Origin of the sequence: Pseudomonas bharatica CSV86 (genome assembly GCF_000319305.2) — a bacterium.
Taxonomy (GTDB): Bacteria; Pseudomonadota; Gammaproteobacteria; order Pseudomonadales; family Pseudomonadaceae; genus Aquipseudomonas; species Aquipseudomonas bharatica.
On the sequence record NZ_AMWJ02000002.1, the window covers coordinates 2,620,758 to 2,643,334 of the forward strand.

The 22,577-nt window shown below is 63.6% G+C and carries 22 protein-coding genes; 12 read left to right on the top strand and 10 right to left on the bottom strand.

Features of this window, described 5'->3' with window-relative positions:
* Positions 1-9: 9 nt before the first annotated feature.
* From CSV86_RS25940 to CSV86_RS25950, 3 genes are read left to right on the top strand one after another with little or no spacing between them, the layout of a single operon-like run.
* Positions 10-1,092: a COX15/CtaA family protein gene (locus tag CSV86_RS25940; RefSeq protein ID WP_009401747.1), complete on the top strand. Its 1,083-nt coding sequence runs from the start codon at positions 10-12 to the stop codon at positions 1,090-1,092.
* Entirely contained in the window at positions 1,077-1,976 is a 900-nt protein-coding gene (gene cyoE / locus CSV86_RS25945; RefSeq protein ID WP_009401746.1) for a heme o synthase, read from the top strand. The genes CSV86_RS25940 and cyoE overlap by 16 nt, the downstream gene beginning before the upstream one ends.
* The gene (locus tag CSV86_RS25950; RefSeq protein WP_009401745.1) at positions 1,973-2,605 is read left to right on the top strand and encodes an SCO family protein; all 633 of its coding nucleotides are present in this window, start codon (positions 1,973-1,975) and stop codon (positions 2,603-2,605) included. Before cyoE ends, CSV86_RS25950 begins: the two co-directional genes overlap by 4 nt.
* Positions 2,606-2,704: 99 nt before the next feature.
* Here the strand turns inward: CSV86_RS25950 and CSV86_RS25955 are convergent, their stop codons facing one another.
* Genes CSV86_RS25955 through CSV86_RS25965 form a run of 3 tightly spaced genes read right to left on the bottom strand, consistent with a single transcriptional unit; the run spans position 2,705 to position 5,225 of the window.
* Positions 2,705-3,490 (bottom strand): MetQ/NlpA family ABC transporter substrate-binding protein, encoded by a 786-nt coding sequence (locus CSV86_RS25955; RefSeq protein WP_009401744.1) that lies wholly within the window; start codon positions 3,488-3,490, stop codon positions 2,705-2,707.
* Between the two features lie 56 nt (positions 3,491-3,546).
* The gene (locus CSV86_RS25960; protein WP_009401743.1) at positions 3,547-4,218 is read right to left on the bottom strand and encodes a methionine ABC transporter permease; all 672 of its coding nucleotides are present in this window, start codon (positions 4,216-4,218) and stop codon (positions 3,547-3,549) included.
* Positions 4,218-5,225, bottom strand: coding sequence for a methionine ABC transporter ATP-binding protein (locus CSV86_RS25965; protein ID WP_009401739.1), 1,008 nt, complete (start codon positions 5,223-5,225; stop codon positions 4,218-4,220). Before CSV86_RS25965 ends, CSV86_RS25960 begins: the two co-directional genes overlap by 1 nt.
* 228 nt (positions 5,226-5,453) lie before the next feature.
* Between CSV86_RS25965 and katE the strand changes: the two genes are divergently transcribed.
* Positions 5,454-7,592, top strand: a complete 2,139-nt coding sequence (gene katE / locus CSV86_RS25970; RefSeq protein WP_009401730.1) for a catalase HPII — start codon at positions 5,454-5,456, stop codon at positions 7,590-7,592.
* 104 nt (positions 7,593-7,696) lie between these two features.
* Here the strand turns inward: katE and CSV86_RS25975 are convergent, their stop codons facing one another.
* From CSV86_RS25975 to zur, 4 genes are all read right to left on the bottom strand, one after another.
* Complete coding sequence (locus CSV86_RS25975; RefSeq protein ID WP_009401728.1) at positions 7,697-8,416, bottom strand: PA5502 family lipoprotein; 720 nt, start codon at positions 8,414-8,416, stop codon at positions 7,697-7,699.
* Between the two features lie 135 nt (positions 8,417-8,551).
* A complete protein-coding gene (znuB, locus tag CSV86_RS25980) occupies positions 8,552-9,334 on the bottom strand; it encodes a zinc ABC transporter permease subunit ZnuB (protein WP_009401726.1) in 783 nt (260 codons plus the stop codon).
* Positions 9,327-10,094, bottom strand: coding sequence for a zinc ABC transporter ATP-binding protein ZnuC (znuC, locus tag CSV86_RS25985; protein WP_009401724.1), 768 nt, complete (start codon positions 10,092-10,094; stop codon positions 9,327-9,329). Before znuC ends, znuB begins: the two co-directional genes overlap by 8 nt.
* Positions 10,094-10,576, bottom strand: coding sequence for a zinc uptake transcriptional repressor Zur (gene zur / locus CSV86_RS25990; RefSeq protein WP_009401723.1), 483 nt, complete (start codon positions 10,574-10,576; stop codon positions 10,094-10,096). The genes znuC and zur overlap by 1 nt, the downstream gene beginning before the upstream one ends.
* A gap of 66 nt (positions 10,577-10,642) precedes the next feature.
* Here zur and znuA point away from each other — a divergent pair, with 66 nt between their 5' ends.
* The gene (gene znuA, locus CSV86_RS25995; RefSeq protein ID WP_009401716.1) at positions 10,643-11,581 is read left to right on the top strand and encodes a zinc ABC transporter substrate-binding protein ZnuA; all 939 of its coding nucleotides are present in this window, start codon (positions 10,643-10,645) and stop codon (positions 11,579-11,581) included.
* A gap of 83 nt (positions 11,582-11,664) precedes the next feature.
* Here the strand turns inward: znuA and CSV86_RS26000 are convergent, their stop codons facing one another.
* Positions 11,665-12,615 (bottom strand): homoserine kinase, encoded by a 951-nt coding sequence (locus CSV86_RS26000; protein WP_009401714.1) that lies wholly within the window; start codon positions 12,613-12,615, stop codon positions 11,665-11,667.
* A gap of 63 nt (positions 12,616-12,678) precedes the next feature.
* A complete protein-coding gene (locus tag CSV86_RS26005; RefSeq protein ID WP_009401712.1) occupies positions 12,679-12,966 on the bottom strand; it encodes a DUF2782 domain-containing protein in 288 nt (95 codons plus the stop codon).
* 74 nt (positions 12,967-13,040) lie between these two features.
* On the opposite strand from CSV86_RS26005, the gene polA reads away from it, so the two are divergent.
* Complete coding sequence (gene polA / locus CSV86_RS26010) at positions 13,041-15,854, top strand: DNA polymerase I (protein ID WP_009401711.1); 2,814 nt, start codon at positions 13,041-13,043, stop codon at positions 15,852-15,854.
* 290 nt (positions 15,855-16,144) lie between these two features.
* On the opposite strand, the gene yihA is transcribed toward polA, so the two are convergent.
* Positions 16,145-16,777 carry a ribosome biogenesis GTP-binding protein YihA/YsxC gene (gene yihA, locus CSV86_RS26015; RefSeq protein WP_009401709.1) on the bottom strand — a complete coding sequence of 211 codons (633 nt, stop codon included), beginning with the start codon at positions 16,775-16,777 and terminating at the stop codon, positions 16,145-16,147.
* A 192-nt stretch (positions 16,778-16,969) separates the two neighbouring features.
* Here yihA and CSV86_RS26020 point away from each other — a divergent pair, with 192 nt between their 5' ends.
* The 6 genes from CSV86_RS26020 to CSV86_RS26045 all read left to right on the top strand — a co-directional run bounded on the left by CSV86_RS26020 (position 16,970) and on the right by CSV86_RS26045 (position 22,422).
* Positions 16,970-17,272 carry a c-type cytochrome gene (locus CSV86_RS26020; RefSeq protein WP_009401707.1) on the top strand — a complete coding sequence of 101 codons (303 nt, stop codon included), beginning with the start codon at positions 16,970-16,972 and terminating at the stop codon, positions 17,270-17,272.
* A gap of 33 nt (positions 17,273-17,305) precedes the next feature.
* On the top strand, positions 17,306-17,923 hold the full coding sequence (locus tag CSV86_RS26025) for a c-type cytochrome (protein WP_009401705.1): 618 nt from the start codon (positions 17,306-17,308) through the stop codon (positions 17,921-17,923).
* Positions 17,924-18,099: 176 nt separating this feature from the next.
* Positions 18,100-18,729 (top strand): thiol:disulfide interchange protein DsbA, encoded by a 630-nt coding sequence (dsbA, locus tag CSV86_RS26030; RefSeq protein WP_009401704.1) that lies wholly within the window; start codon positions 18,100-18,102, stop codon positions 18,727-18,729.
* A 12-nt stretch (positions 18,730-18,741) separates the two neighbouring features.
* Positions 18,742-19,596, top strand: a complete 855-nt coding sequence (locus tag CSV86_RS26035; protein ID WP_009401701.1) for an endonuclease/exonuclease/phosphatase family protein — start codon at positions 18,742-18,744, stop codon at positions 19,594-19,596.
* Positions 19,597-19,620: 24 nt separating this feature from the next.
* A complete protein-coding gene (locus CSV86_RS26040) occupies positions 19,621-21,570 on the top strand; it encodes a GGDEF domain-containing protein (protein ID WP_009401700.1) in 1,950 nt (649 codons plus the stop codon).
* 66 nt (positions 21,571-21,636) lie between these two features.
* Positions 21,637-22,422 carry an N-acetylmuramoyl-L-alanine amidase gene (locus CSV86_RS26045; RefSeq protein WP_009401698.1) on the top strand — a complete coding sequence of 262 codons (786 nt, stop codon included), beginning with the start codon at positions 21,637-21,639 and terminating at the stop codon, positions 22,420-22,422.
* Positions 22,423-22,577: the final 155 nt, after the last annotated feature.

Genomic DNA, 22,577 nt, shown 5'->3' on the forward strand with positions numbered 1-22,577 from the left:
GAGCCCGCCATGACCCGTCCCGGATATCGCCTTGCCGTATTCGCCACCGGACTGGCGCTGCTGGTGGTGCTGCTCGGTGCCTATACCCGCCTGACCCACGCCGGCCTTGGTTGCCCCGACTGGCCCGGTTGCTACGGCTTTATCAGCGTGCCCAAGACCGAGGCGCAACTGGCCCATGCCGAGCTGCATTTCCCCGATTCGCCGGTCGAAGCCCACAAGGGCCGCAACGAGATGGTCCACCGCTACTTCGCCGGCACCCTGGCCCTGGTGATCGCCATGCTGGCGGTGCAGGCGCTGCGCCGGCACGGGCGTGACGGGCAACCCTACCGCCTGCCGTTGCTGGTGCTTGGTGTGGTCGTCCTGCAAGCCGCCTTCGGTATGTGGACGGTAACCTTGCAACTGTGGCCGCAGGTGGTCACGGCGCACCTGTTGGGCGGGTTCGCGACCTTGAGCCTGCTGTTCCTGCTCAGCCTGCGCCTGTCCCGGGCCTATATGCCGCTGCCCGGGCTGCCGCGCAGGGTGCGCCGGCTGGCGGCCGGGGCGCTGATGCTGGTGATCGGGCAGATCGCCCTGGGCGGCTGGGTCAGCGCCAACTACGCGGCGGTGGCCTGCATCGACCTGCCTACCTGTCACGGTGAATGGTGGCCGCAGGCGGACTTCGCCAACGGCTTCCACCTGACCCAGCATATCGGCCCCAACTACCTCGGCGGCCAACTCGACAGCGAGGCGCGCACCGCCATCCATATCACCCACCGCCTCGGCGCGCTGCTGGTTACCTGCGTGCTGCTGGCCCTGGCCTGGCAACTGCACCGGGTCGGGTTGCGGCGGCTGGCGAAACTGGTGGTGGCGGCGTTGTTCCTGCAGGTTGGCCTAGGTATCAGCAACGTACTGTTCCACCTGCCACTGGTCGTGGCCGTAGCACACAACGCCGGTGGCGCCGGTCTCCTGTTGACCATGGTGCTGGTCAACTATCGCACCCGTCCGGCCCTGCAGCCACGGGCACGCAGGGTCAGTCCCGGCTGGCGGCTCACGCCGTTGCGCCTGGCCGGTGACTTTCACTACCTGGGAGGCAATCCATGGCAACGCACCTGAGTGAACGTCAGCTCGACACCGGCTGGCGCGACTACCTTGAGTTGACCAAGCCCAAGGTGGTGGTGCTGATGCTGATCACCTCGCTGGTCGGCATGTTCCTCGCTACCCGGGCGGGCGTACCGTGGACGGTGCTGCTGTTCGGCAACCTCGGCATCGGCCTGTGTGCCGGGGCGGCGGCGGCGGTCAACCATGTGGTGGATCGGCGCATCGATGCGCTGATGGCCCGTACCCACAAGCGGCCGCTGGCCGAGGGCCGGGTCGCTCCGGTTCCGGCGCTGCTGTTCGCGCTGTTGTTGGCGGTGCTTGGCATGGTGCTGCTGCTGACCTTCACCAACCCGCTCACCGCGTGGCTGACCCTGGCCTCGCTGCTCGGCTATGCGGTGGTCTACACCGGCTTTCTCAAGCGCGCCACGCCGCAGAATATCGTGATCGGCGGCCTGGCTGGTGCGGCCCCGCCACTGCTTGGCTGGGTGGCGGTCAGCGGTCATCTGAGCGCCGAACCGCTGCTGCTGGTGCTGATCATCTTTGCCTGGACCCCGCCGCATTTCTGGGCCTTGGCCATCCACCGCAAGGCCGAGTACGCCAAGGCGGATATCCCGATGCTGCCTGTCACCCACGGCGAGCACTACACCAAGGTGCATATCCTGCTCTACACCTGCGTATTGCTTGCGGTGAGCCTGCTGCCGTTCGCCATCCATATGAGTGGCCCGCTCTACCTTGCCTGCGCCGTGCTGCTGGGGCTGCGCTTCCTGCAGTGGGCCTGGGTGTTGTACCGTGGCGTTCGGCCGCACGCTGCGATCAAGACCTTCAAGTACTCTGTCTGGTACCTGTTCCTGCTCTTCATCGCGCTGCTCGTAGACCATTACCTGTTGTTGAATCTATGACTCGAACCCAGAAAACCGTCTTTATCCTCGTTGCCCTCGTCGCGTTGATTCTCGGGCTGACCATCAACAAGGTGCTCAACGGCCGTGGCCAGGGCAACCCGACCGAACTGATCGACGCCGGCATCATCCTGCTGCCGCAAAGCCGTGCGGTGCCGGAGCTGGAAATGAGCGACGAGAACGGCCAGCCGGTGCGGGTCGATCAGTTGAAGGGCAAGTGGTCGCTGGTGTTCTTCGGCTATACCTTCTGCCCGGATATCTGCCCGACTACGCTGGCGCAGTTGCGCCAGGTGAAGAGCGAGCTGCCGAAGGACGCGCTGGAGCGGTTGCAGGTGGTGCTGGTCAGCGTCGATCCGAACCGTGATACACCGGCCCAGCTCAAGCAATACCTGGGCTATTTCGACAAGGATTTCCGCGGCCTGACCGGCTCGCTGGAGGCGACGCAGAAGCTGGCCAATGCCCTGAGTATCCCGTTCATTCCGGCCGATACCAGCAAGCCGGGGTATACCGTGGATCACAGCGGCAACCTGGCCCTGATCGGACCGGATGGGGCGCAGCGGGGGTTCATTCGGGCGCCGTTCAACAACCAGAAGCTGGTGGCGCAATTGCCGGGGTTGGTGAAGCGGGATTGAGGTGGGGGATTTGAGGGCCTCATCGCTGGCAAGCCAGCTCCCACAGGTTGTGGGAGCTGGCTTGCCAGCGATGAGGCCCTCAAGAGCGATAGAGAACTATCAGAACGCCGGAATCACCGCGCCCTTGTATTTCTCCTGGATGAACTGCTTCACCTCAGGCGAGTGCAGGGCACCGACCAGCTTCTTGATGGCATCGGAGTCCTTGTCGTTCGGACGAGCCACCAGGATGTTCACGTAAGGCGAGTCGGCACCTTCGATGACCAGGGCGTCTTTCTCCGGGTTCAGCTTGGCTTCCAGCGCGTAGTTGGTGTTGATCAGCGCCAGGTCGACCTGGGTCAGCACGCGCGGCAGGGTGGCGGCTTCCAGTTCGCGGATTTTCAGGTTTTTCGGGTTCTCGGCGATGTCCTTCGGCGTCGACAGGATGTTCGAGGCGTCCTTGAGCTTGATCAGGCCAGCCTTCTGCAGCAGCAAGAGGGCACGGCCGCCGTTGGTGGCGTCGTTCGGGATCACCACGTTGGCGCCCGACGGGATCTCGTCCAGCTTCTTGTACTTGCTGGAGTAGGCACCCAGCGGCTCGATGTGTACGCCGGCAACGCTCACCAGGTTGGTGCCCTTGCCCTTGTTGAACTCATCCAGGTACGGCTGGTGCTGGAAGAAGTTGGCGTCCAGGCGGCCTTCCGCGACCTGTACGTTGGGCTGGATGTAGTCGGTGAAGACCTTTACTTTCAGGTCCACGCCTTCCTTGGCCAGGGTCGGCTTGACGAATTCGAGGATCTCCGCGTGCGGCACCGCGGTGGCGGCGACGCTCAGGGTTTCCGCGGCGTTGGCGGCGGCAGTGGTGGAAAGGGCCGCGAACGCGGCGACGGCAGCGAACAGCTTTTTCATTGCATCACTCCTTGAGGGAGCCGCTCGGCCCCCGATGTGTCGGTCACGCCGACCCTTTACTTACGGGAAAAATGGACGACCAGTTTGTCGCCAATGCTCTGCAGAACTTGAACCAGGATCAGCAGCAGGACCACGGTGACGATCATCACGTCGGTCTGGAAGCGCTGGTAGCCGAAGCGGATCGCCAGGTCACCCAAACCGCCTGCGCCCACCACGCCGGCCATGGCGGTGTAGGACACCAGGGTGATGGCGGTGACGGTGATCGCGGCGAAGATGCCCGGCCGCGCCTCCGGCAGCAGCGCATTCATGATGATCTGCCGGGTGGTCGCGCCCATGGACTGGGTGGCCTCGATGATGCCGCGATCCACCTCGCGCAGCGCGGTTTCCACCAGGCGCGCGAAGAACGGCGTGGCCCCCACTACCAGCGGCGGAATGGCCCCGGCGACGCCCAGCGAGGTGCCGGTGATCAGCACGGTGACCGGGATCATCACGATCAGCAGGATGATGAACGGCAGCGAGCGAAGGATGTTCACCACCAGCGACAGCACGGCGTAGATCCCCTTCTGCTCGAACATCTGCCGCGGGCCGAACATGAACAGCAAAACGCCCAGGGGCAGGCCCAGCAACACGGTGAAGAACAGCGAACCGAACAGCATGATGAAGGTGTCGCCGGTGGCCAGCCAGATCTCGGACCAGTCCACGTTGGCGAAGAAATTCAGGGCGTCCATCAGCGCAATACCTCCATATGAACGTCAGCCGCGGTGAAGCGGGCGAAGGCCGCTTCCATGTCGCCGCCGGTGACGGCCAGGGTCAGTTGCCCGTATGGAGTGTCCTTGATGCGGTCGATGCGGCCGGCCAGGATGCTGTAGTCGACGCCCGTCTCGCGGGCCACGGTGCCCAGCAGCGGCGCGTAGGTGGCATCGCCCTGGAAGGTCAGGCGCACGATGCGCCCCGGGACGTGGGCGAAGTCGTCGCGCTGTTCGGCTTCATCCACCTGCTCGTCTTCCTGGACGAAGCGCCGGGTGGTCGGGTGCTTGGGATGCAGGAAGACATCGGCAACCGGGCCCTGCTCGACGATCTGCCCGGCGTCCATCACCGCGACGTGGTCGCAGACCCGGCGGATCACGTCCATTTCATGGGTGATCAGGACGATGGTCAGCTTCAGCTCGCGGTTGATCTCGGCCAGCAGTTGCAGGACGGAGGCGGTGGTCTGCGGGTCGAGGGCGCTGGTGGCCTCGTCGCACAGCAGGATCTTCGGCCGGGTCGAAAGGGCACGGGCGATGCCGACGCGCTGTTTCTGCCCGCCGGACAGTTGCGCCGGGTACTTTTTCGCATGCTCGGACAGACCGACGCGTTGCAGCAGTTCGGCGACCCGGGCGTCGATCTCCTTGCGCGACAGTTCGCCGGCCAGGGTCAGCGGCAGGCCGACGTTGTCGGCGACGGTCTTGGAGGCCAGCAGGTTGAAGTGCTGGAAGATCATCCCGACCTGCTGGCGGAAGCCGCGCAGCTGGTTGGCATCGAAGGCGGTGACGTCCTCGCCATCGATGATGATCTTGCCGCCGCTTGGCGCTTCCAGGCGGTTGATCAGGCGCAGCAGGGTGCTTTTGCCGGCACCGGAGTGGCCGATCAGGCCGAACACCTGGCCGTTGTCGATGCTCAGGCTCGTGGGGTGCAGCGCGGGAATGTCCCTACCGGCGACGCGGTAGGTCTTGTGGACTTGTTGGAACTCGATCACGTAGCGAACCTTGTGGGGCGCATGGGAATGGGGTCAGCGGTTAGCCGGTCGCGCATTTTAGCCTGTTCGTTTAGAGGTTCTTAGCATTTATTTCGTCATCGTCCATTGCTGCAGGCATAACGCGATCAGTGGTCAATCCGATGGAACGCCAGCCAAGCGGCCCCGGTCACTAGCAAAACAGCCCGCCAACGGGCATCCCCGCGATGGAACTGATGAGGACCGCCAGCCATGCCTAGCAAGAACGATGCGCCACGGGAAAGCCAGCTTGCCGGAACCGACACCCCGGACCGCGCCAATACCAATGCCAAGTTGCAAAGCCTGGAAACCGTGCGCAGCGACGCCACCGGCCAGGCCCTGCGTACCAACCAGGGCGTGAAGATCGCCGACAACCAGAACACGCTCAAGGCCGGCCCGCGCGGCCCGTCGTTGCTGGAAGACTTCATCATGCGCGAGAAAATCACGCATTTTGACCATGAGCGGATTCCGGAGCGCATCGTTCATGCCCGCGGCACCGGGGCCCACGGCTACTTCCAGTCCTACGGCAACCACGCGGAACTGACCAAGGCCGGCTTCCTCCAGGATCCGGAGAAAATCACCCCGGTCTTCGTGCGTTTCTCCACCGTGCAGGGGCCGCGTGGCTCGGGCGATACGGTGCGTGATGTGCGCGGCTTCGCCGTGAAGTTCTTTACCGACGAAGGCAACTTCGACCTGGTCGGCAACAACATGCCGGTGTTCTTCATCCAGGATGCGATCAAGTTTCCTGATTTCGTGCACGCGGTAAAACCCGAGCCCCATAACGAGATCCCCACCGGCGGCAGCGCCCACGACACCTTCTGGGACTTCGTCTCGCTGGTGCCCGAATCGGCGCACATGGTGATCTGGGCCATGTCCGACCGTGCCATCCCGAAAAGCCTGCGGACCATGGAAGGTTTCGGCGTGCACACCTTCCGCCTGATCAACGCCGAAGGCGTGGCCAGTTTCGTCAAGTTCCACTGGAAACCCAAGCAGGGCGTACTCTCGCTGCTCTGGGACGAAGCGCAAAAGCTCGCCGGCAAGGACACCGACTATCACCGCCGCGATCTGTGGGAAGCGATCGAGACCGGCAACTATCCGGAATGGGAACTGGGCGTGCAGATCGTCCCCGAGGCCGACGAGCACAAGTTCGACTTCGACCTGCTCGACCCGACCAAGATCATTCCCGAGGAACTGGTTCCGGTGACGCCGCTGGGCAAGATGGTGCTCAACCGCAACCCGGACAACTTCTTCGCCGAAGTCGAGCAGATCGCCTTCTGCCCCGGGCATATCGTGCCGGGTATCGACTTCACCAACGACCCGCTGCTACAGGGTCGCCTGTTCTCCTACACCGACACCCAGATCAGCCGCCTGGGCGGGCCGAACTTCCATGAAATCCCGATCAACCGGCCCATCGCGCCGAACCACAATGGCCAGCGCGACGCCATGCACCGTGTACGCATCGACAAGGGGCGCGCGGCCTACGAGCCCAACTCCATTGACGGCGGCTGGCCCAAGGAAACACCGCCAGCGGCGCAGGACGGCGGGTTCGAGTCTTACCAGGAGCGCATCGACGCGCACAAGATCCGCCAGCGCAGCGAATCCTTCGGCGACCACTTCTCCCAGGCGCGGTTGTTCTATCGCAGCATGAGCCCGAACGAGCAGGAGCACATCGTCAATGCCTACAGCTTTGAGCTGGGCAAGGTGGAGCGTGAGCATATCCGGGCGCGCGAGGTGAACGAGATCCTGGCCAATATCGACCTGGACCTGGCTGCGAAGGTGGCCGCCAAGCTTGGCCTCCCGGCACCGAAGGCCGGGACGGTGGATGTGCCGGAACTGTCGTTGAAGGCTTCGCCGGCGCTGAGCCAGATGAATCACCTCGGCGAAAGCATCAAGGGGCGCAAGGTGGCGCTGCTGGTGGCCGATGGCGTCGATGCCGGGCTGGCCGACAAGCTGACCAAGGCCCTGGAAGCCGAGAGCGTGCAGATCAAGGTGCTGGGGCCGACTTCAGCGCCGGTGAAGACCGCCGATGGCAAGACCCTGCCGGTAGATGCGTCGATGGAGGGCATGCCTTCCATCGCCTTCGACGCGGTCTGGGTCGCGGGCGGCAAGGCGGTGATCGACGCGCTGCAAGGGGATGGTGTGGCTGTCCATTACATCCTCGAAGCCTACAAGCATCTCAAGCCGGTGGCCGGGCATGCCGAGGCGAAAGCCTGGTTCGACAGCCTGAATCTCAAGGAAGACAGCGGTTTGCTGGCGGGGAATGATGCCAAGGTGATCAAAGCGTTCACCCAGGCCATCGGCAAGCATCGGGTGTGGGAGCGGGAGGCTGCGGCTAAAGCCATTCCGGCCTGATCATCGTCCCCTGTGGGAGCGGGTTTACCCGCGATTGCGATGGTGAATCCACTACCGCTATCGCGGGTGAACCCGCTCCCACAAGGTCCGCGTACTGCTCGAGATTATTCGTAGGTGCGCTTCGGCGTCAGTACCACCTGGGCCGGCTGGCTGCGGTGAATCTCACTGCGCTGTTGCAGCTCGAAGGACGGATCACGCTTGTTGACCCGCTTGCCCAGCAGGGTCGACAGCCAGGGATAATCGGCCTTGCGTGGCACCTGGAACACCACATCACACTGGTAATTGACGACATCATCGGCGATATCGTCGAGCTGCCGACGCAGCTTGCCGATGTCGCGGATATCCAGGGCGATCACCGTGCTTGGCGCCGTCGGGTCGATCACCTTGGCCTTCGGCTTGGCTTCGGCCGCTTTCAGCGCTGCTTCGGCACGGTCCAGCTCGGCCTTGCGCGCCTGGGCGATGGCACCGTTGACGCCGCCGGTCAGGGCCGGGGCCTTGGGCATAAGGGCACGGGCGCGGGCCAGCGCGGTGGCGGCAGCATTTACATCGCCCTTCTGCAGGACGATCTGGCTGCGTTGCAGATACGCCTCGGCCAATTGCCGCTGGTACTGTTCGAGGCGGCTGTCGTCCGGCGCTTGGGCCTGCAACGCGGCCAACTGGTCCTCGGCGGTGGCCAGTTCACTGCTGGCGATACTCTGCTGCAATTGCTGCCAGGCATCCGGCGTGGCAGGCACGGCGGCGCTTTCGACCGGCTTGCCTGCGCAAGCGGTCAGAATCAGGGAAAACGCGGCAAGGAGCAGATAACGGGAGGCGAACGGCTTCATTCCTACGACTCTCTATTTGCGCGAAAAACGAGCAAGTCTACACCCAGTCCGTGGGCGGGAACATCATTCCTTCGCTGGCGCTCGCGGGGTGCATGGGGGCGGACGCCACCGCGCAGGCGGCGTTCGCTGTTGCATTCAGCGCTTGGGCAGGGCCAGGCTCAGCAAGAATAGCACCGCGGCACAGACCACGATCGAGGGCCCTGCGGGGGTGTCCTTGAACCAGGACATGGCCAGGCCGCCACAGACCGCGACGACCCCGATAAGACTGGCGCCAAGGGCCATTTGTTCCGGAGAGCGTGCATGTCTTTGCGCGGCGGCGGCGGGGATGATCAGCAACGACGTGATCAGCAGCACGCCGACGATCTTCATGGCTACGGCGATGACGATCGCGATCAGCAGCATCAGTGCCAGGCGCAGGCCGGCCACCGGCAGGCCTTCGACCCGGGCCAGCTCTTCATGCACGGTCACCGCCAGCAGCGGCCGCCACAGCGCCACCATCAGCAACAGCACCGCTGCGCTGCCGCCGAGGATCCAGGCCAGATCGGCCGGGCTGATCGCCAGCAGGTCGCCGAACAGGTAGCCCATCAGGTCGATGCGCACATCGCGCATGAAACTCAACGCCACCAGGCCGAGGGACAGGGTGCTGGGGGCAAGGATACCGAGCAGGGTGTCCGAGGCCAGCGGCTGGCGCTGCTGCAAGGTGACCAGGAGCAACGCCAGCAGCAGGCAGCCGACCGTTACCGCCAGCGCCGGGCTGATGTCGAGCATGAAGCCCATGGCCACGCCGAGCAGTGCGGCATGGGACAGGGTGTCACCGAAATAGGCCATGCGCCGCCAGACCACGAAGGAACCCAGGGGGCCGGCCACCACGGCCAGGGCCAGGCCTGCGAGCAGGGCGTAGAGCAGGAAATCAGCCATGCTTGCAGTTTTCTCCATGCACATGCGGGGTGACCACCGAACCATGCAGGTCGTGGCTGTGGTCATGATGATGGTGATAGATCGCCAGGCTTGGCGCGTTGTTGCCGAACAGCTCGACGAAGGCCGGGTCGCCGCTGACCTGCTCCGGATGCCCGGAACAGCAGACGTGACGATTGAGGCAGACCACCTGGTCGGTGGTGCTCATGACCAGGTGCAGGTCGTGGGAGACCATCAGCACGCCGCAACGGTGGCGGTCGCGCAGGCGGGTGATGAGGCTGTACAGCTCGGCCTGGCCGGCAACGTCGACGCCCTGGACCGGTTCGTCCAGCACCAGCAGCTCGGGCTCGCGCAGCAAGGCGCGGGCCAGCAGCACGCGCTGCATCTCGCCGCCGGAAATGTTCTGGATCGGGCTGTCGATCACCTGTTCGGCACCGACTTCCTCCAGGGCCGCCAAGGCAGCGGCGCGGTCCACGCCCGGAACCAGGCGCAGGAAGCGCAGAACCGAGAGCGGCAGGGTCGCGTCCACCTGAAGCTTCTGCGGCATGTAGCCGATACGCAGCTTCGGCTTGCGCCAGACGCTGCCGCGATCCGGCTTGAGCAGGCCGAGGACGGCCCGCACGAGGGTGGTCTTGCCGGCGCCGTTGGGGCCGATCAGGGTTACGATCTGCCCGGGGTCGACGGTCAGGTCGATGCTGTCGAGGATGCTCTGCCCGGCGATGGTCACTCCCACCTGTTGCAGGCGGATCAAGGCATTGCTCATCAGGCGCTCCGGCAACTGGCGCAGATGCCGACGACTTCCACGGTCTGCGCCTCGACGCTGAAACCGACCTCCTTGGCACTGGCGACGATGGCGTCGCTGATCGCCGCCTGCTCGAGCTCGATCGCGACATGGCACTCGCGGCAGATCAGGAATTGACCCTGGTGCGCATGTTCCGGGTGATTGCAGCCGATAAAGGCGTTGAGCGAGGCGATGCGGTGCACCAGGCTGTTTTCCAGAAGGAAGTCGAGGGCCCGATAAACGGTTGGCGGCGCAGCGCGACGGCCATCCTGTTCGCTCAGTACGCCGAGGATGTCATAGGCACCCAGCGGTTTATGGCTCTGCCAGACCAGTTCCAGCACACGCCGGCGCAACGCGGTCAGGCGCAGCCCCTGGCGGGCACACAGGGCATCGGCTTCGGCCAGGGCGGTGTGGACGCAATGGGAATGGTCGTGTGGGCGGTTGGCCAGTGGGGTAATGGGCATGGGCGGCGACGGTTCTGGTGAGAGACGTTATTATGTTACCTCTCTTTGCATCAATGAGCGCTTATCGTGTCCCGATTTTTTGCCCTTTTTGTCGCTTTTGCCTCAACCCTGGTCGTGCTGGCCCCGGCCCGCGCCGACGTTCGCGTTCTGACCAGCATCCAGCCACTGCAACTGATTGCCGCAGCGGTCCAGGACGGCGTCGGCAAGCCGGAAGTGCTGCTGCCGCCGGGCGCTTCGCCGCACCACTACGCGCTGCGTCCTTCGGATGTACGGCGGGTAGCGGAGGTGGACCTGCTGTATTGGATCGGGCCGGACATGGAAAGCTTCCTGCCGCGTGTCATCACTGGGCGCAGCAAGCCTACCGTGGCGGTGCAGGATTTGCCCGGCATGAGCCTGCGCCACTTCGGCGAGGACAGCCAATCCCATGAAGAGCATGACGCGCACGGGGATTACCCGGATGAACACGATCACGACCACCGCCCTGGCAGCCTCGATGCTCACCTGTGGTTGTCCACGGTCAACGCCCGGGTGATCGCGGCGCGCATGGCGGCGGACCTGAGTGCGGCGGATCCGGCCAATGCCGCGCGCTACCAGAGCAACCTGAAGGGCTTCGAGCAGCGCCTGGATGTGCTGGACCAGCGCTTGAAACAGCGACTGGCCGGCGTGGCGGACAAGCCTTTCTTCGTCTTCCATGAGGCGTTCGACTACTTCGAATCGGCTTACGGGCTGAAACATGCAGGCGTGTTCAGCGTGGTCCAGGAAGTGCAGCCGGGCGCCCAGCATGTGGCGGCCATGCGCAAGCGCTTGCAGGAGGCAGGCAAGACCTGTGTGTTCAGTGAGCCGCCACTGCGGCCGCGCCTGGCTGAAACCCTGACCGCCGGTTTGCCGGTGAAACTGGCGGAACTGGATGCCCTGGGCGGGACGCTGCCAGTGGATGCCAAGGGGTACGAGGCCTTGCTGGCGAACCTGGGGAACGGGTTGGCGGGGTGTCTGGAAAGTCTGTAGTGCCTTCATCGCTGGCAAGCCAGCTCCCACAGGGACCGCGTGCACCGCGAAACCTGTGGGAGCTGGCTTGCCAGCGATGCTCTTTAAAGGGCGAAAGGCAGTGCCAGGCTCACATCCTGCCGCGCCTTCAAGCGCACCTCGAACTCCACCGGATCGTGAATCATCACATCCATCCCCGCGAACGATTCCGCCGCGATCAGGCGCGACAGCCAGAAGCGCACGCACGCGACCCGCAGCATCACCGGCCAGAGCTCGGCTTCCGCCGCCGTGAACGGCCGCAGTGCCGCATAGGCGCCGAGGAACGCCCGCGCTCGCGGCAGATCGATCGCTCCCGCCTCGTCACAGCACCAGTCGTTCAGGCTGATCGCCAGGTCATACAGCATCGGCCCCGAGCAAGCGTTGTAGAAGTCGATCACACCGGTCAGGTGCGTGCCTTCGAACATCGCGTTGTCACGGAACAGGTCGGCATGCACGTTGGCCCGCGGTAGGGCCATGATCCGTGCGTGATTGGCGCTGATCTCCTCCAGGCTGGCTTTCAGCAGGGCTTGCTGCCCGGCATTCAGTCGCGGCATCAGTTCGTTGCCGGCCTGCAGCATCCAGTCCAGTCCCCGGTCGGTCTTGCGTTCCAGCGTGTGTTTGCGGGTCGCCAGGTGCAGGTGGCCCATGAAATCGGCGACCTGCACGCAGTGCTGGGCGTTGGGCGCCTTGATGTGCTTGCCGGCCAGGCGCGGTTGCAGCAGCGCCGGCTTGCCGGCCAGCTCGCGCAGGGCCACGCCGTCGGTGGCGGGCAAGGCATAAGGCACCGGCAGGTCGGCCTGGTGCAGCACCTCGAGCAGTTCGACGAAGAACGGCAGGTCCTGGATCGGTCCGCGTTCCACAAGCGTCAGCACGAACTCCCCCTGTTCGAGGCTGATGAAGAAATTGCTGTTCTCGGTACCGGCGGCGATGCCCTGGAAATCCAGCAGGCGGCCCAGTCCATAGGGGGCCAGGAAGGTTTCCAGCTGTGGCCGGGTCAGGGGGGTGAAGACAGACATGGTCAAAAACTGCTCAGTCAGGCACGTCGTCGCGACGTGCCGGGTGGATGTTAAGGGTCCGCGTTACCACTCGAAGATTTTCCAGGAGGGAATCAGCATGTCGGGTTGGTCGGACCGGATGAAGTTGGCGTCGCTACCGTCGGCACGCACCAGGAAGTACGGCTTGCCGTTCTTCGGTGTGACCTTGATCGCGTACAGGAAGCCGTTCTGACGGTATTCCTGAATAGTTTTGTCACCTTCCGTGCGAATGGTTACTTCCGGCTCGGCCGAGGGCGCTTCGTCCGCTGCCAGGGCTGCGACCGGCGTGCCGACGAGAAGGCCGAGCAACAACAGGCGATTGAATGTACCCATGATAACCTTGTCCCTTTGTCGTCAATGTTCCGGACATTCTAGCGCCGGGCCCGTCGAAAAGGTTGATTCCGCTCATGAGCCAAACCCCCCTCGTCCTGGTGGACGGTTCTTCGTACCTCTACCGTGCCTTCCACGCGCTGCCGCCGCTGACCACGTCCAAGGGCATGCCGTCCGGGGCGGTAAAGGGTGTGCTGAACATGCTCAGGAGCCTGCGCAAGCAATATCCGGACAGCCCGTTCGCGGTGGTCTTCGATGCCAAGGGCGGAACATTCCGCGACGAGATGTTCGCCGACTACAAGGCCAACCGCCCGAGCATGCCCGACGACATGCGCGTGCAGATCGAACCGCTGCACGCCGCCGTACGCGCCCTGGGCTTCCCGCTCTTGTGCGTCGAGGGTGTCGAAGCCGATGACGTGATCGGTACCCTGGCCCGCAGCAGCGCCGCGGCAGCGCGCCCGGTGGTGGTGTCCACGGGCGACAAGGACATGGCGCAACTGGTGGACGAGCACGTTACGCTGGTCAACACCATGACCGGAACCGTGCTGGATATCGAGGGCGTAAAAGGGAAATTCGGTGTCGCTCCGGAACAGATCATCGACCTGCTGGCCCTTATGGGCGATACCGCCGACAACATCCCGGGGGTCAAGGGTGTTGGCGAGAAGACAGCCGTCGGCTTGCTGGTCGGGGTCAATGGCGGCCTCAAGGAGCTCTACGACAACCTCGACCTGGTGCCGTCCCTGCCCATCCGTGGTGCCAAGACCCTGCCGGCCAAGCTGCTGGAAAGCAAGGAAATGGCCTTCCTCTCCTATCGCCTGGCGACCATCAAGTGCGACGTCGAACTGGACGTCGGCCTGGATGACCTGCACCTGGGCGAGCCGGATCGCGACAAGCTCATGGAGCTCTACACCGAGCTGGAGTTCAAGGGCTGGATCGACGAACTGGAGCGCGAGGCCCGCCGTGCCGCGCAGCCGGCCCCGGTGGCGGTGCTGGATGTCACCGTGGCGGCGGTCAGCGACGAGGCGCTGGTGGTGGCCGAGGTCGAGGTGCCGGTCGAGCCGGATTACGAGACCATCCTCGACCAGGCGCGTTTCGATGCTTGGTTGCAGAAGCTCAAGGACGCCCCGCTGTTCGCCTTCGACACCGAAACCACCGGCATCGACGCGCAGCAGGCGCAACTGGTGGGTGTGTCCTTTGCGGTGAAAGCCCATGAGGCGGCCTATGTCCCGCTGACCCACAGTTACCCCGATGCCCCCGCGCAACTGGACCGCGACAGCGTGTTGCTGGCCCTGAAGCCGCTGCTGGAAGACCCGCAAAAGCTCAAGGTCGGCCAGCACGCCAAGTTCGACATGAACATCCTCGCCAACTGCGCGATCGGCGGCGACCCGGCCAACGGCATCAGCGTGCGCGGCATCGCCTTCGATACCATGCTCGAATCCTACGTGCTCAATTCCACGGCGATCCGCCACGATATGGACAGCCTGGCGAAGAAGTACCTCGACTACAGCACCGTCAAGTTCGAAGACATCGCCGGCAAGGGCGCCAAGCAGGTGACCTTCGACAAGGTCCACCTGGACAAGGCCGGCCCCTACGCCGCCGAAGACGCCGACGTGACCCTGCGCCTGCACCAGACGCTGTTCGCGCAGCTCCAGGCGATCCCGTCCCTGGCCAGTGTGCTGACCGACATCGAGATGCCGCTGGTGCCGGTACTGGCGCGGATCGAGCGCCAGGGCGCGCTGGTCGATCCCGAATTGCTGAGGCTGCAGAGCCAGGAGCTGGGCGACAAGATGGTCGAGCTGGAGCGCGAGGCCATCGAGCTTGCCGGGGAGCCGTTCAACCTCGGTTCGCCACGCCAGCTGGGCGCGATCCTTTACGACAAGTTCGGCCTGCCGGTCTTGAAGAAGACCGCCAAGGGCCAGCCCTCCACTGCCGAAGAGGTGCTGGACGAACTGGCCGAGGAAGGCTATCCGCTGCCACGGGTGCTGATGCAGTACCGCTCGCTGAGCAAGCTCAAGAGCACCTACACCGACCGCCTGCCCGAGCAGATCAACCCGCGTACCCAGCGCATCCATACGTCCTATGGCCAGGCCGTTGCGGCCACCGGACGCCTGTCGTCCAGCGATCCGAACCTGCAGAACATCCCGGCCCGCACTGCCGAGGGGCGGCGCATCCGCCAGGCGTTCATCGCGCCACCGGGCTACAAGCTGCTGGCGGCCGACTACTCGCAGATCGAGTTGCGCATCATGGCCCACCTGTCCGGCGACGAAGGCCTGATGAACGCCTTCCGCAACGGCCTCGACGTGCACACTGCGACTGCCGCCGAAGTGTTCAACGTGGCCCTGGACCAGGTGACTTCCGACCAGCGCCGCAGCGCCAAGGCGATCAACTTCGGCCTGATCTATGGCATGGGCGCGAAAAAGCTCGGCAAGGACATCGGCGTCGAGACCAAGCAGGCCAAGGCCTATATCGATGCCTACTTCGCCCGCTACCCGGGTGTGCGCCAGTACATGGAAAGCACCCGCAAGCTGGCCGCCGAGCAAGGCTTTGTGGAAACCCTGTTCGGCCGTCGCCTGTACCTGCCGGCGATCAACTCCAGCCGCCCGATGGAGCGTGCCGGAGCCGAACGTACGGCGATCAACGCGCCGATGCAGGGTACCGCGGCGGACATCATCAAGCGCGCCATGGTCGCGGTGGACAACTGGCTGGAAAGCTCCGGGCTCGATGCCCGGGTAATCCTCCAGGTGCACGACGAACTGGTGCTGGAAGTGCGCGAAGACCTGGTGGAACAGGTGCGTGAGGAAATTCGCCCGTACATGAGCAACGCTGCGCAACTGGATGTTCCGCTGGTGGTGGACGTTGGAGTGGGGGCGAACTGGGACGAAGCGCACTGAACATCGGGGAATGTCTGCGACATAAGGTCGCGCGAAATGCCCGACCCCGGCAGTCGGGTATTAAGGGAATTCCTACTTATCGCAAATAGTTTCTACACGCCCGGAACTAATCCGGTGAACCGACACTCAGAGGTACTGAATGGCTGGTGAAGCCCTTCAATGCTCCTATGTTGTGTTAAGTGTTGGCAGATATCCGGACCCCGCCCTAGCGGTTCGGAACTTGAACCCCGAACTTCCCCTCCCCATACGAAGTCCGGGGTTTTTTTTGCCCGGATTTCGCCGGGCAGCCCTTATGCCTCGGGCTTGTCAGCCAGTTCCAGCCAGCGCGCGAGGACGGCGTAGGCTTCTTCCAGCCCCTGGCGTTTCGGTGCCGAGAACAGCTGGATGGTGATGCTTTCACCCCAGCCCTTGCGGATTTCCGACTGCACCTTGAGCAGCGTGTTCTTGGCTGCGCCAAAGGTCAGCTTGTCGGCCTTGGTCAACAGGATATGCATCGGCATGCCGCTGGCCTTGGACCAGTCGAGCATCATCTTGTCGAAGTCGGTCATCGGATGGCGCACGTCCATCATCAGGATAAGGCCCTTCAACGCCTCGCGGCTGCCCAGGTAGGCCTCGAGGTGGCGCTGCCAGTGCTGCTTGAGCGGGATCGGCACCTTGGCATATCCGTAGCCTGGCAGGTCGACCAAACGCCGATCGTCATCCAGACTGAAGAAGTTCAACAACTGGGTTCGGCCCGGAGTTTTCGAGGTGCGCGCCAGGCTGGCGTGGGTCAGGGTGTTGAGCGCGCTGGACTTGCCGGCGTTGGAGCGGCCGGCGAAGGCGACTTCATAGCCTTCGTCAGGTGGACACTGGTCGACCTTGGCGGCACTGAGGGCGAATCTTGCCGTCTGGCAAAGTCCGAGGATGGGGTTTTTGACTTGCATGGGATGTCCGAAGTGAGCGTTGCCCGGGGTGGGTGCGGCAGGGTGTGTCGTTTCCGTTTCGGCAACGGGAGTATATAATGCCCTAGATTTTGTGTGCGCATTATCCCAGCGTAGGAGGATGTGCACGGGGGCTCAGACTTTAAAGGTTGCGCACTAGAACGCAATGAGCTTCCAACCCTGAAGGGTCGTTCGATGACGAAATGGCTGCTTGCAATCGGTGTCTTGATACCGTTTTCCAGCGCTCAGGCTACACAGGATCCCGAGGCGTTGTACAACCGCACCTGTGCGGCCTGTCACGCCGGGCAGCTGCCACAGGCCCCGAAAGCCGGTGATCGTGCAGCCTGGGAGCCAAGGCTGGCGCAGGGTATGGAGATATTGGTCGGGCATGTAACCCAGGGTTTCAAGGCTATGCCACCGCGTGGATTGTGCATGGACTGCAGTGCCGAGGACTACCAGGCAATCATCCAGTGGATGAGCGGTAGGCCCGATACATAACTCTTTCACCCTTAGCCGTAGTTGGATTAGCTGATGAACAAACTGATCGTGAGTCTGCTGTTGACCCTGGGCGTTACAGGCGGCGCCAACGCCGCTGGCACTATCGTTGGCGATGCCGCTGCCGGTCAGGCAAAAGCGGCCGTTTGTGGGGCGTGTCACAGCCCGGACGGCAATAGCGTCGCGCCGAACTTCCCGAAACTTGCAGGCCAGGGCGAGCGTTACCTGACCAAGCAGCTCCACGACATCAAGGACGGCAAGCGCACGGTCCTGGAAATGACCGGCCTGCTGACCAACCTCGGCGACCAGGACCTGGCCGACATCGCCGCCTACTTCGCCAGCCAGAAAGGCAGCGTCGGTTCCGCCGATCCGGCCCTCGTCGAACGTGGCCGCGCCCTGTTCAACGGCGGTGACCTGTCCAAGGGCCTGCCGGCCTGCACCGGTTGCCACTCGCCCAATGGCGCGGGTATCGCAACCGCCGGCTTCCCGCACCTGGGTGGCCAGCACGCGCAGTACGTCACCAAGCAACTGACTGACTTCCGTGAGGGTGAGCGAACCAACGACGGCGACGCCACCACCATGCGCACCATCGCTTCCAAGCTCAGCAACAAGGACATCCAGGCGCTGGCCAGCTACATCCAGGGCCTGCACTGATCCGTCCGGCGGCAACGTTAACGCTGCGTTAATGGCGCGTGCCGAACATGAAAAGGGTGGCCTCGGCCACCCTTTTTTCATTCTTCAGCCGTTACACTTACGAACTCGGACCCGCCTTGGCCTGTCAGAAAGACAAGTCGTTTCAGGGCGACTCAAAGACTGCACAGGAGCAAAGCATGCGTAATCTGATTCTCAGCGCCGCGCTGGTAGCTGCCAGCGTTTTCGGTATGACTGCCCAGGCCGCGGAACCGGTCGCCGGCAAGGAATACATCGAGCTGAGCAACCCGGTGCCGGTATCCCAACCGGGCAAGATCGAGGTCGTCGAACTGTTCTGGTACGGCTGCCCGCACTGCTACCACTTCGAACCGACCATCAATCCCTGGATCGACAAGCTGCCCGCCGACGTCAACTTCAAGCGCGTGCCGGCCATGTTCGGCGGCCCATGGGATGCCCACGGCCAGATGTTCCTGACCCTCGAAGCCATGGGCGTCGAGCACAAGGTGCATGCCGCCGTCTTCGACGCCATCCAGAACCAGCGCAAGCGCCTGACCGACCCGCAGGACATGGCTGACTTCCTCGCCACCCAGGGCGTCGACAAGGACAAGTTCCTCGCCACCTTCAATTCGTTCGCGATCAAGGGCCAGGTCAACCAGGCCAAGGAACTGGCGAAGAAATACGAGATCACTGGCGTGCCGAGCATGGTGGTCAACGGCAAGTATCGCTTCGACCTGGGCAGCGCCGGTGGCCCGGAAGGCGTGCTGAACGTTGCCGACCAGCTGATCGCCAAGGAGCGCGCCGCGAAGTAAGCGGCGATGATCATGGCGCGCTGGAGAAGCGAGCGGGTAGTCGGCCTGTGTGATCCACGGATCAACGAGCTGCATGTCGGCGAGGACAACCTGCCAAGGGACGGTCGCCTGCGCCTGCTCAGCTTCAATATCCAGGTCGGGATCAGCACCGAGCGCTATCGACACTACGTGACGCGCAGCTGGCAGCATCTGCTGCCGCATGTGGGACGCGCCGGCAACCTGCAGAAGATCGGCGCGTTGCTCAACGACTTCGACCTGGTGGCCCTGCAGGAAGCCGACGGCGGCAGCCTGCGTTCGGGTTATGTCAACCAGGTCGAGCATCTCGCCCATCTCGGTGCTTTCCCCTACTGGTACCAGCAGCTCAACCGTAATCTCGGGCGCTTCGCCCAGCACAGCAATGGCGTGCTGAGCCGGCTCAAGCCGCAGTTGCTGGAGGACCACCCGCTGCCCGGCCCTGCCGGTCGCGGGGCGATCCTGGTGCGTTTTGGCGATGGCGAGGACGCCCTGGTCGTGGTGATGATGCACCTGGCCCTTGGCTCCAAGACCCGCGCCCGCCAGCTTGCCTATATCCGTGAGCTGATCGGTGGTTATCGTCACCAGGTGCTGATGGGCGACATGAACACCCACGCCACCGACCTTCTGCAACATTCCCCGCTGCGAGACCTCGGCTTGATCGCGCCACAGGTCGAAGCCACGTTCCCCAGCTGGCGCCCGCAACGCTGCCTGGACCATATTCTGCTCAGCCCGAGCCTGACCCTGGAAAAGGTCGAAGTGCTTTCGCAGCCGATTTCCGATCATTTACCGGTCGCCGTTGAGATTCGTTTGCCTGACGCCCTGACTGTGGATACGCTTCCGGTTTTGCGTTAATCCCCCCTGATTGCGGGCCCGGGCATGAGCGACGAAGCAGAGCGCTGGAAAGAGAAGTACCTCAAGAGCATTGAACAGCAGGAAAAGCTGGAGCGCCGTTGGGAGGCCCGTCTCGACCTGCTGCGTCGCGGCCTCGTGCGCAGTACCCTGGCCGCTGAGGGCAGCGACCGTGTGGTAGACGAGTGCATGAAGGAAATGCGCGATGTCATCCGCTCCGACAACATGGACGCTGGTCTTGCCGGACTCATTCCCCGTCTCGAAAAAGCCGTGCTCGACTCCGAGCAGCGCCGTGCCACGCGGGTAACCCAGGTAATCACCGCGTTGACGTCGCTGGTCAACCAGCTGCAGACGCTGTCCTTGCCCAGCGAGGTGCGGCGTCCCTTAAAGAAGCTCGGCAAGCAGGTCGAGGCCCGTGCTGGCCAGTCGCGGGAAATCCCCTTGCTGTTGAGTGAGCTGAGCAAGCTGCAGGGCGAAGCGATCGGCGTGCTGACCCATCCCGAGGAACAGAACAGACCGGGCTTTCTGCAACGGTTGTTCGGCGGCCGCGATGCTCCGGAAGAAGTGCCGGCGGCGGCGCAGGTGGGCGAGGCGCCTGTCGTGCTGGCCCCGCCGAAGGCGGAAGTTGCCCCGGTTGCCGATATCGACGAGCTGCAACCTTCTTCCCGGGCACCCGATGCATGCGCAACCAGTGCGCCTGCGCCGGCTATCGATACTGCGCCTGAAGTGCCTGTCCCTGTGACCACGACCGCGGTCGCCGAGCCTGAGGTTGCCGATCCGGCTCCAATGGAACTGGAGGTGGTGGCGGAGTCCGCCAATCCAGAGCCTGTCGAAGCCGTCCCTCACGAAGAGGAGCCTGTGCAGCCGGAGCCCGCCGTGGAGCTGACCGCGGAACAGATGCTCTACGCCCTGCCCGACGGTACCGAGCCAACCTACAGCTCGGTGGCGACCCATATCGAGCACACCCTGCTCGGGCTGCTCAACGACCTGGCCCTGCCGGAGCGCCACCGTCCCCAGGCGGAGTCCATGCGCCAGCGCCTGGAGCATGGCCTCAACTGGTATGAGTTGCTTCCGGTGCTGGATGATCTGGCGGTACTGATGCTGGCCATCACCGACAGCGGGCAGCATGAGTTCGAAGCCTATCTGAAACAGCTCAATGAGCGTCTGGAGTCGTTCCAGAGCCATCTGCAGGAGGCCAGCGAAGGCCACGCCGACAATCAGTCCGCCGAACGTGACCTGAACAGCCAGTTGCGCGAACAGGTCGACGGCCTGCACAGCAGCGTGCAGGGCGCTGCCGATCTGGACAGCCTCAAGCACGTGCTGGAAGGGCGCCTCGAAGGGCTGCTCGGCGTCATGGACGAGCACCAGCAGCAGCGCGACAAGCGCGAAGAGGAAATGGCCAACCGCCTCAAGGGGCTGTCCGAGCGGGTCGCCCACATGGAGCAGGAGGCCCAGGGCTACCGCGAGCACTTGGAGGAGCAGCGTCAAAAAGCCTTGGTCGATCCGCTCACCGGCCTGCCCAACCGCGCCGCCTGGTCCGAGCGTCTCGAGCTGGAAGTTGCTGAATGGGAGGAAAAAGGCGGCCAGTTGCTGATGGCGATCCTGGACCTGGATCACTTCAAGCGCATCAACGACAGTTATGGCCACCTGGCTGGCGACAAGGTCCTGAAGATCGTCGCCAATGAACTGCGCAAGCGTCTGCGTCCTCGGGATTTCATCGCCCGCTTCGGTGGCGAGGAATTCGTTCTGCTGGTGCCACAGACAACCGTGACGGGTGGTCTACAGTTGGCGGAGAGCCTGCGTGCAGCGGTGGAGGCCTGCCCGTTCCACTTCAAGGGTGAGCGGGTCACCATTACCCTGTCGGTGGGTATGACCGAGTTTCGCGATGGCGAACGCAGCGACACGGTGCTCAAGCGCGCCGACGAAGCGCTTTACCGGGCCAAGCACCTTGGACGCAATCGCTTGCAATTGGGGTAAGAGCGGACTGCCGGCGACACGTTATGCTATTGCATTACATACTTCTAAAAGGTAGTCCCCGTTCTCATGAAAGTGTTTTTCTCCATCCTGCTGCTGGCGCTTCTAGCCGGTTGTACCCACGGCCCGGCGCTGCGAATCGACCATAGTTATGTCTCGGCCAACCAAAACAGCCGCGTCCAATTCGTCGTCCTGCATTACACCAATGCCTCGCTGGAACGCTCGTTGGCCTTGCTGACCCACGGCGAGGTCAGCAGTCACTATCTGATCAGCGATGACGACAAAGGCACCATTTATCAACTGGTCGACGAAAACCGCCGCTCCTGGCATGCCGGTGTCAGCCAATGGGATGGCCGTACCTGGCTCAACTCTTCATCGATCGGCATCGAAATCGTCAATCCCGGCTTCACCGACACACCCAGTGGAAGGGTCTGGCATCCCTATACCGAAGCGCAGGTACAGTCGCTGATCCTGCTGCTGAAGGATATCGCCAAGCGCAACGACATCCAGCCGAAGTACATCATCGGGCACAGCGATATCGCCCCGCAGCGCAAGCTCGACCCCGGTCCGCTGTTCCCGTGGAAGCGCCTGGCCGACGAAGGGCTGGCTATCTGGCCGGATGCCCAGGCGGTGTCGCAGCAGCAAGCACTGTTCGCGGTGAATCCACCGAATGCTGTCTGGTACCAGCAGCAACTGGCGCGGTTTGGTTATGCGATCGAGCAGACCGGGGTATTCGATGTTGCCACCCGTCACGTGATCGCCGCGTTCCAGATGCGTTTCCGCCCGCAAAATTTCGACGGCCAACCGGATGCGCAGACGGCCGCGATGCTGCAGGTCCTCAACAGCCAGCGCTAGCAGGATCACTACAAAACCTGTGGGAGCTGGCTTGCCAGCGATTGCGTCAGTCCGGACAACATCGCGACATTGCCGGCCCCATCGCTGGCAAGCCAGCTCCCACAGGGGGCAGAGGTCGCCTGCAAGAAGCTTCACCGTCAAAACCCCGCCAAACG

Excerpts from the sequence above, each read along its gene's own strand:
- CSV86_RS26005 (WP_009401712.1), bottom strand. The coding sequence starts at position 12,966 with ATGGGTACATTCAATCGCCTGTTGTTGCTCGGCCTTCTCGTCGGCACG.
- cyoE (WP_009401746.1), top strand. The coding sequence starts at position 1,077 with ATGGCAACGCACCTGAGTGAACGTCAGCTCGACACCGGCTGGCGCGAC.
- yihA (WP_009401709.1), bottom strand. The coding sequence starts at position 16,777 with ATGCAAGTCAAAAACCCCATCCTCGGACTTTGCCAGACGGCAAGATTC.
- CSV86_RS26000 (WP_009401714.1), bottom strand. The coding sequence starts at position 12,615 with ATGTCTGTCTTCACCCCCCTGACCCGGCCACAGCTGGAAACCTTCCTG.
- CSV86_RS25960 (WP_009401743.1), bottom strand. The coding sequence starts at position 4,218 with ATGGACGCCCTGAATTTCTTCGCCAACGTGGACTGGTCCGAGATCTGG.
- CSV86_RS26025 (WP_009401705.1), top strand. The coding sequence starts at position 17,306 with ATGAACAAACTGATCGTGAGTCTGCTGTTGACCCTGGGCGTTACAGGC.
- dsbA (WP_009401704.1), top strand. The coding sequence starts at position 18,100 with ATGCGTAATCTGATTCTCAGCGCCGCGCTGGTAGCTGCCAGCGTTTTC.
- CSV86_RS25955 (WP_009401744.1), bottom strand. The coding sequence starts at position 3,490 with ATGAAAAAGCTGTTCGCTGCCGTCGCCGCGTTCGCGGCCCTTTCCACC.
- polA (WP_009401711.1), top strand. The coding sequence starts at position 13,041 with ATGAGCCAAACCCCCCTCGTCCTGGTGGACGGTTCTTCGTACCTCTAC.
- znuC (WP_009401724.1), bottom strand. The coding sequence starts at position 10,094 with ATGAGCAATGCCTTGATCCGCCTGCAACAGGTGGGAGTGACCATCGCC.
- zur (WP_009401723.1), bottom strand. The coding sequence starts at position 10,576 with ATGCCCATTACCCCACTGGCCAACCGCCCACACGACCATTCCCATTGC.
- CSV86_RS25940 (WP_009401747.1), top strand. The coding sequence starts at position 10 with ATGACCCGTCCCGGATATCGCCTTGCCGTATTCGCCACCGGACTGGCG.
- CSV86_RS26020 (WP_009401707.1), top strand. The coding sequence starts at position 16,970 with ATGACGAAATGGCTGCTTGCAATCGGTGTCTTGATACCGTTTTCCAGC.
- katE (WP_009401730.1), top strand. The coding sequence starts at position 5,454 with ATGCCTAGCAAGAACGATGCGCCACGGGAAAGCCAGCTTGCCGGAACC.
- CSV86_RS25950 (WP_009401745.1), top strand. The coding sequence starts at position 1,973 with ATGACTCGAACCCAGAAAACCGTCTTTATCCTCGTTGCCCTCGTCGCG.
- CSV86_RS25975 (WP_009401728.1), bottom strand. The coding sequence starts at position 8,416 with ATGAAGCCGTTCGCCTCCCGTTATCTGCTCCTTGCCGCGTTTTCCCTG.
- CSV86_RS26035 (WP_009401701.1), top strand. The coding sequence starts at position 18,742 with ATGGCGCGCTGGAGAAGCGAGCGGGTAGTCGGCCTGTGTGATCCACGG.
- znuB (WP_009401726.1), bottom strand. The coding sequence starts at position 9,334 with ATGGCTGATTTCCTGCTCTACGCCCTGCTCGCAGGCCTGGCCCTGGCC.
- CSV86_RS26040 (WP_009401700.1), top strand. The coding sequence starts at position 19,621 with ATGAGCGACGAAGCAGAGCGCTGGAAAGAGAAGTACCTCAAGAGCATT.
- CSV86_RS26045 (WP_009401698.1), top strand. The coding sequence starts at position 21,637 with ATGAAAGTGTTTTTCTCCATCCTGCTGCTGGCGCTTCTAGCCGGTTGT.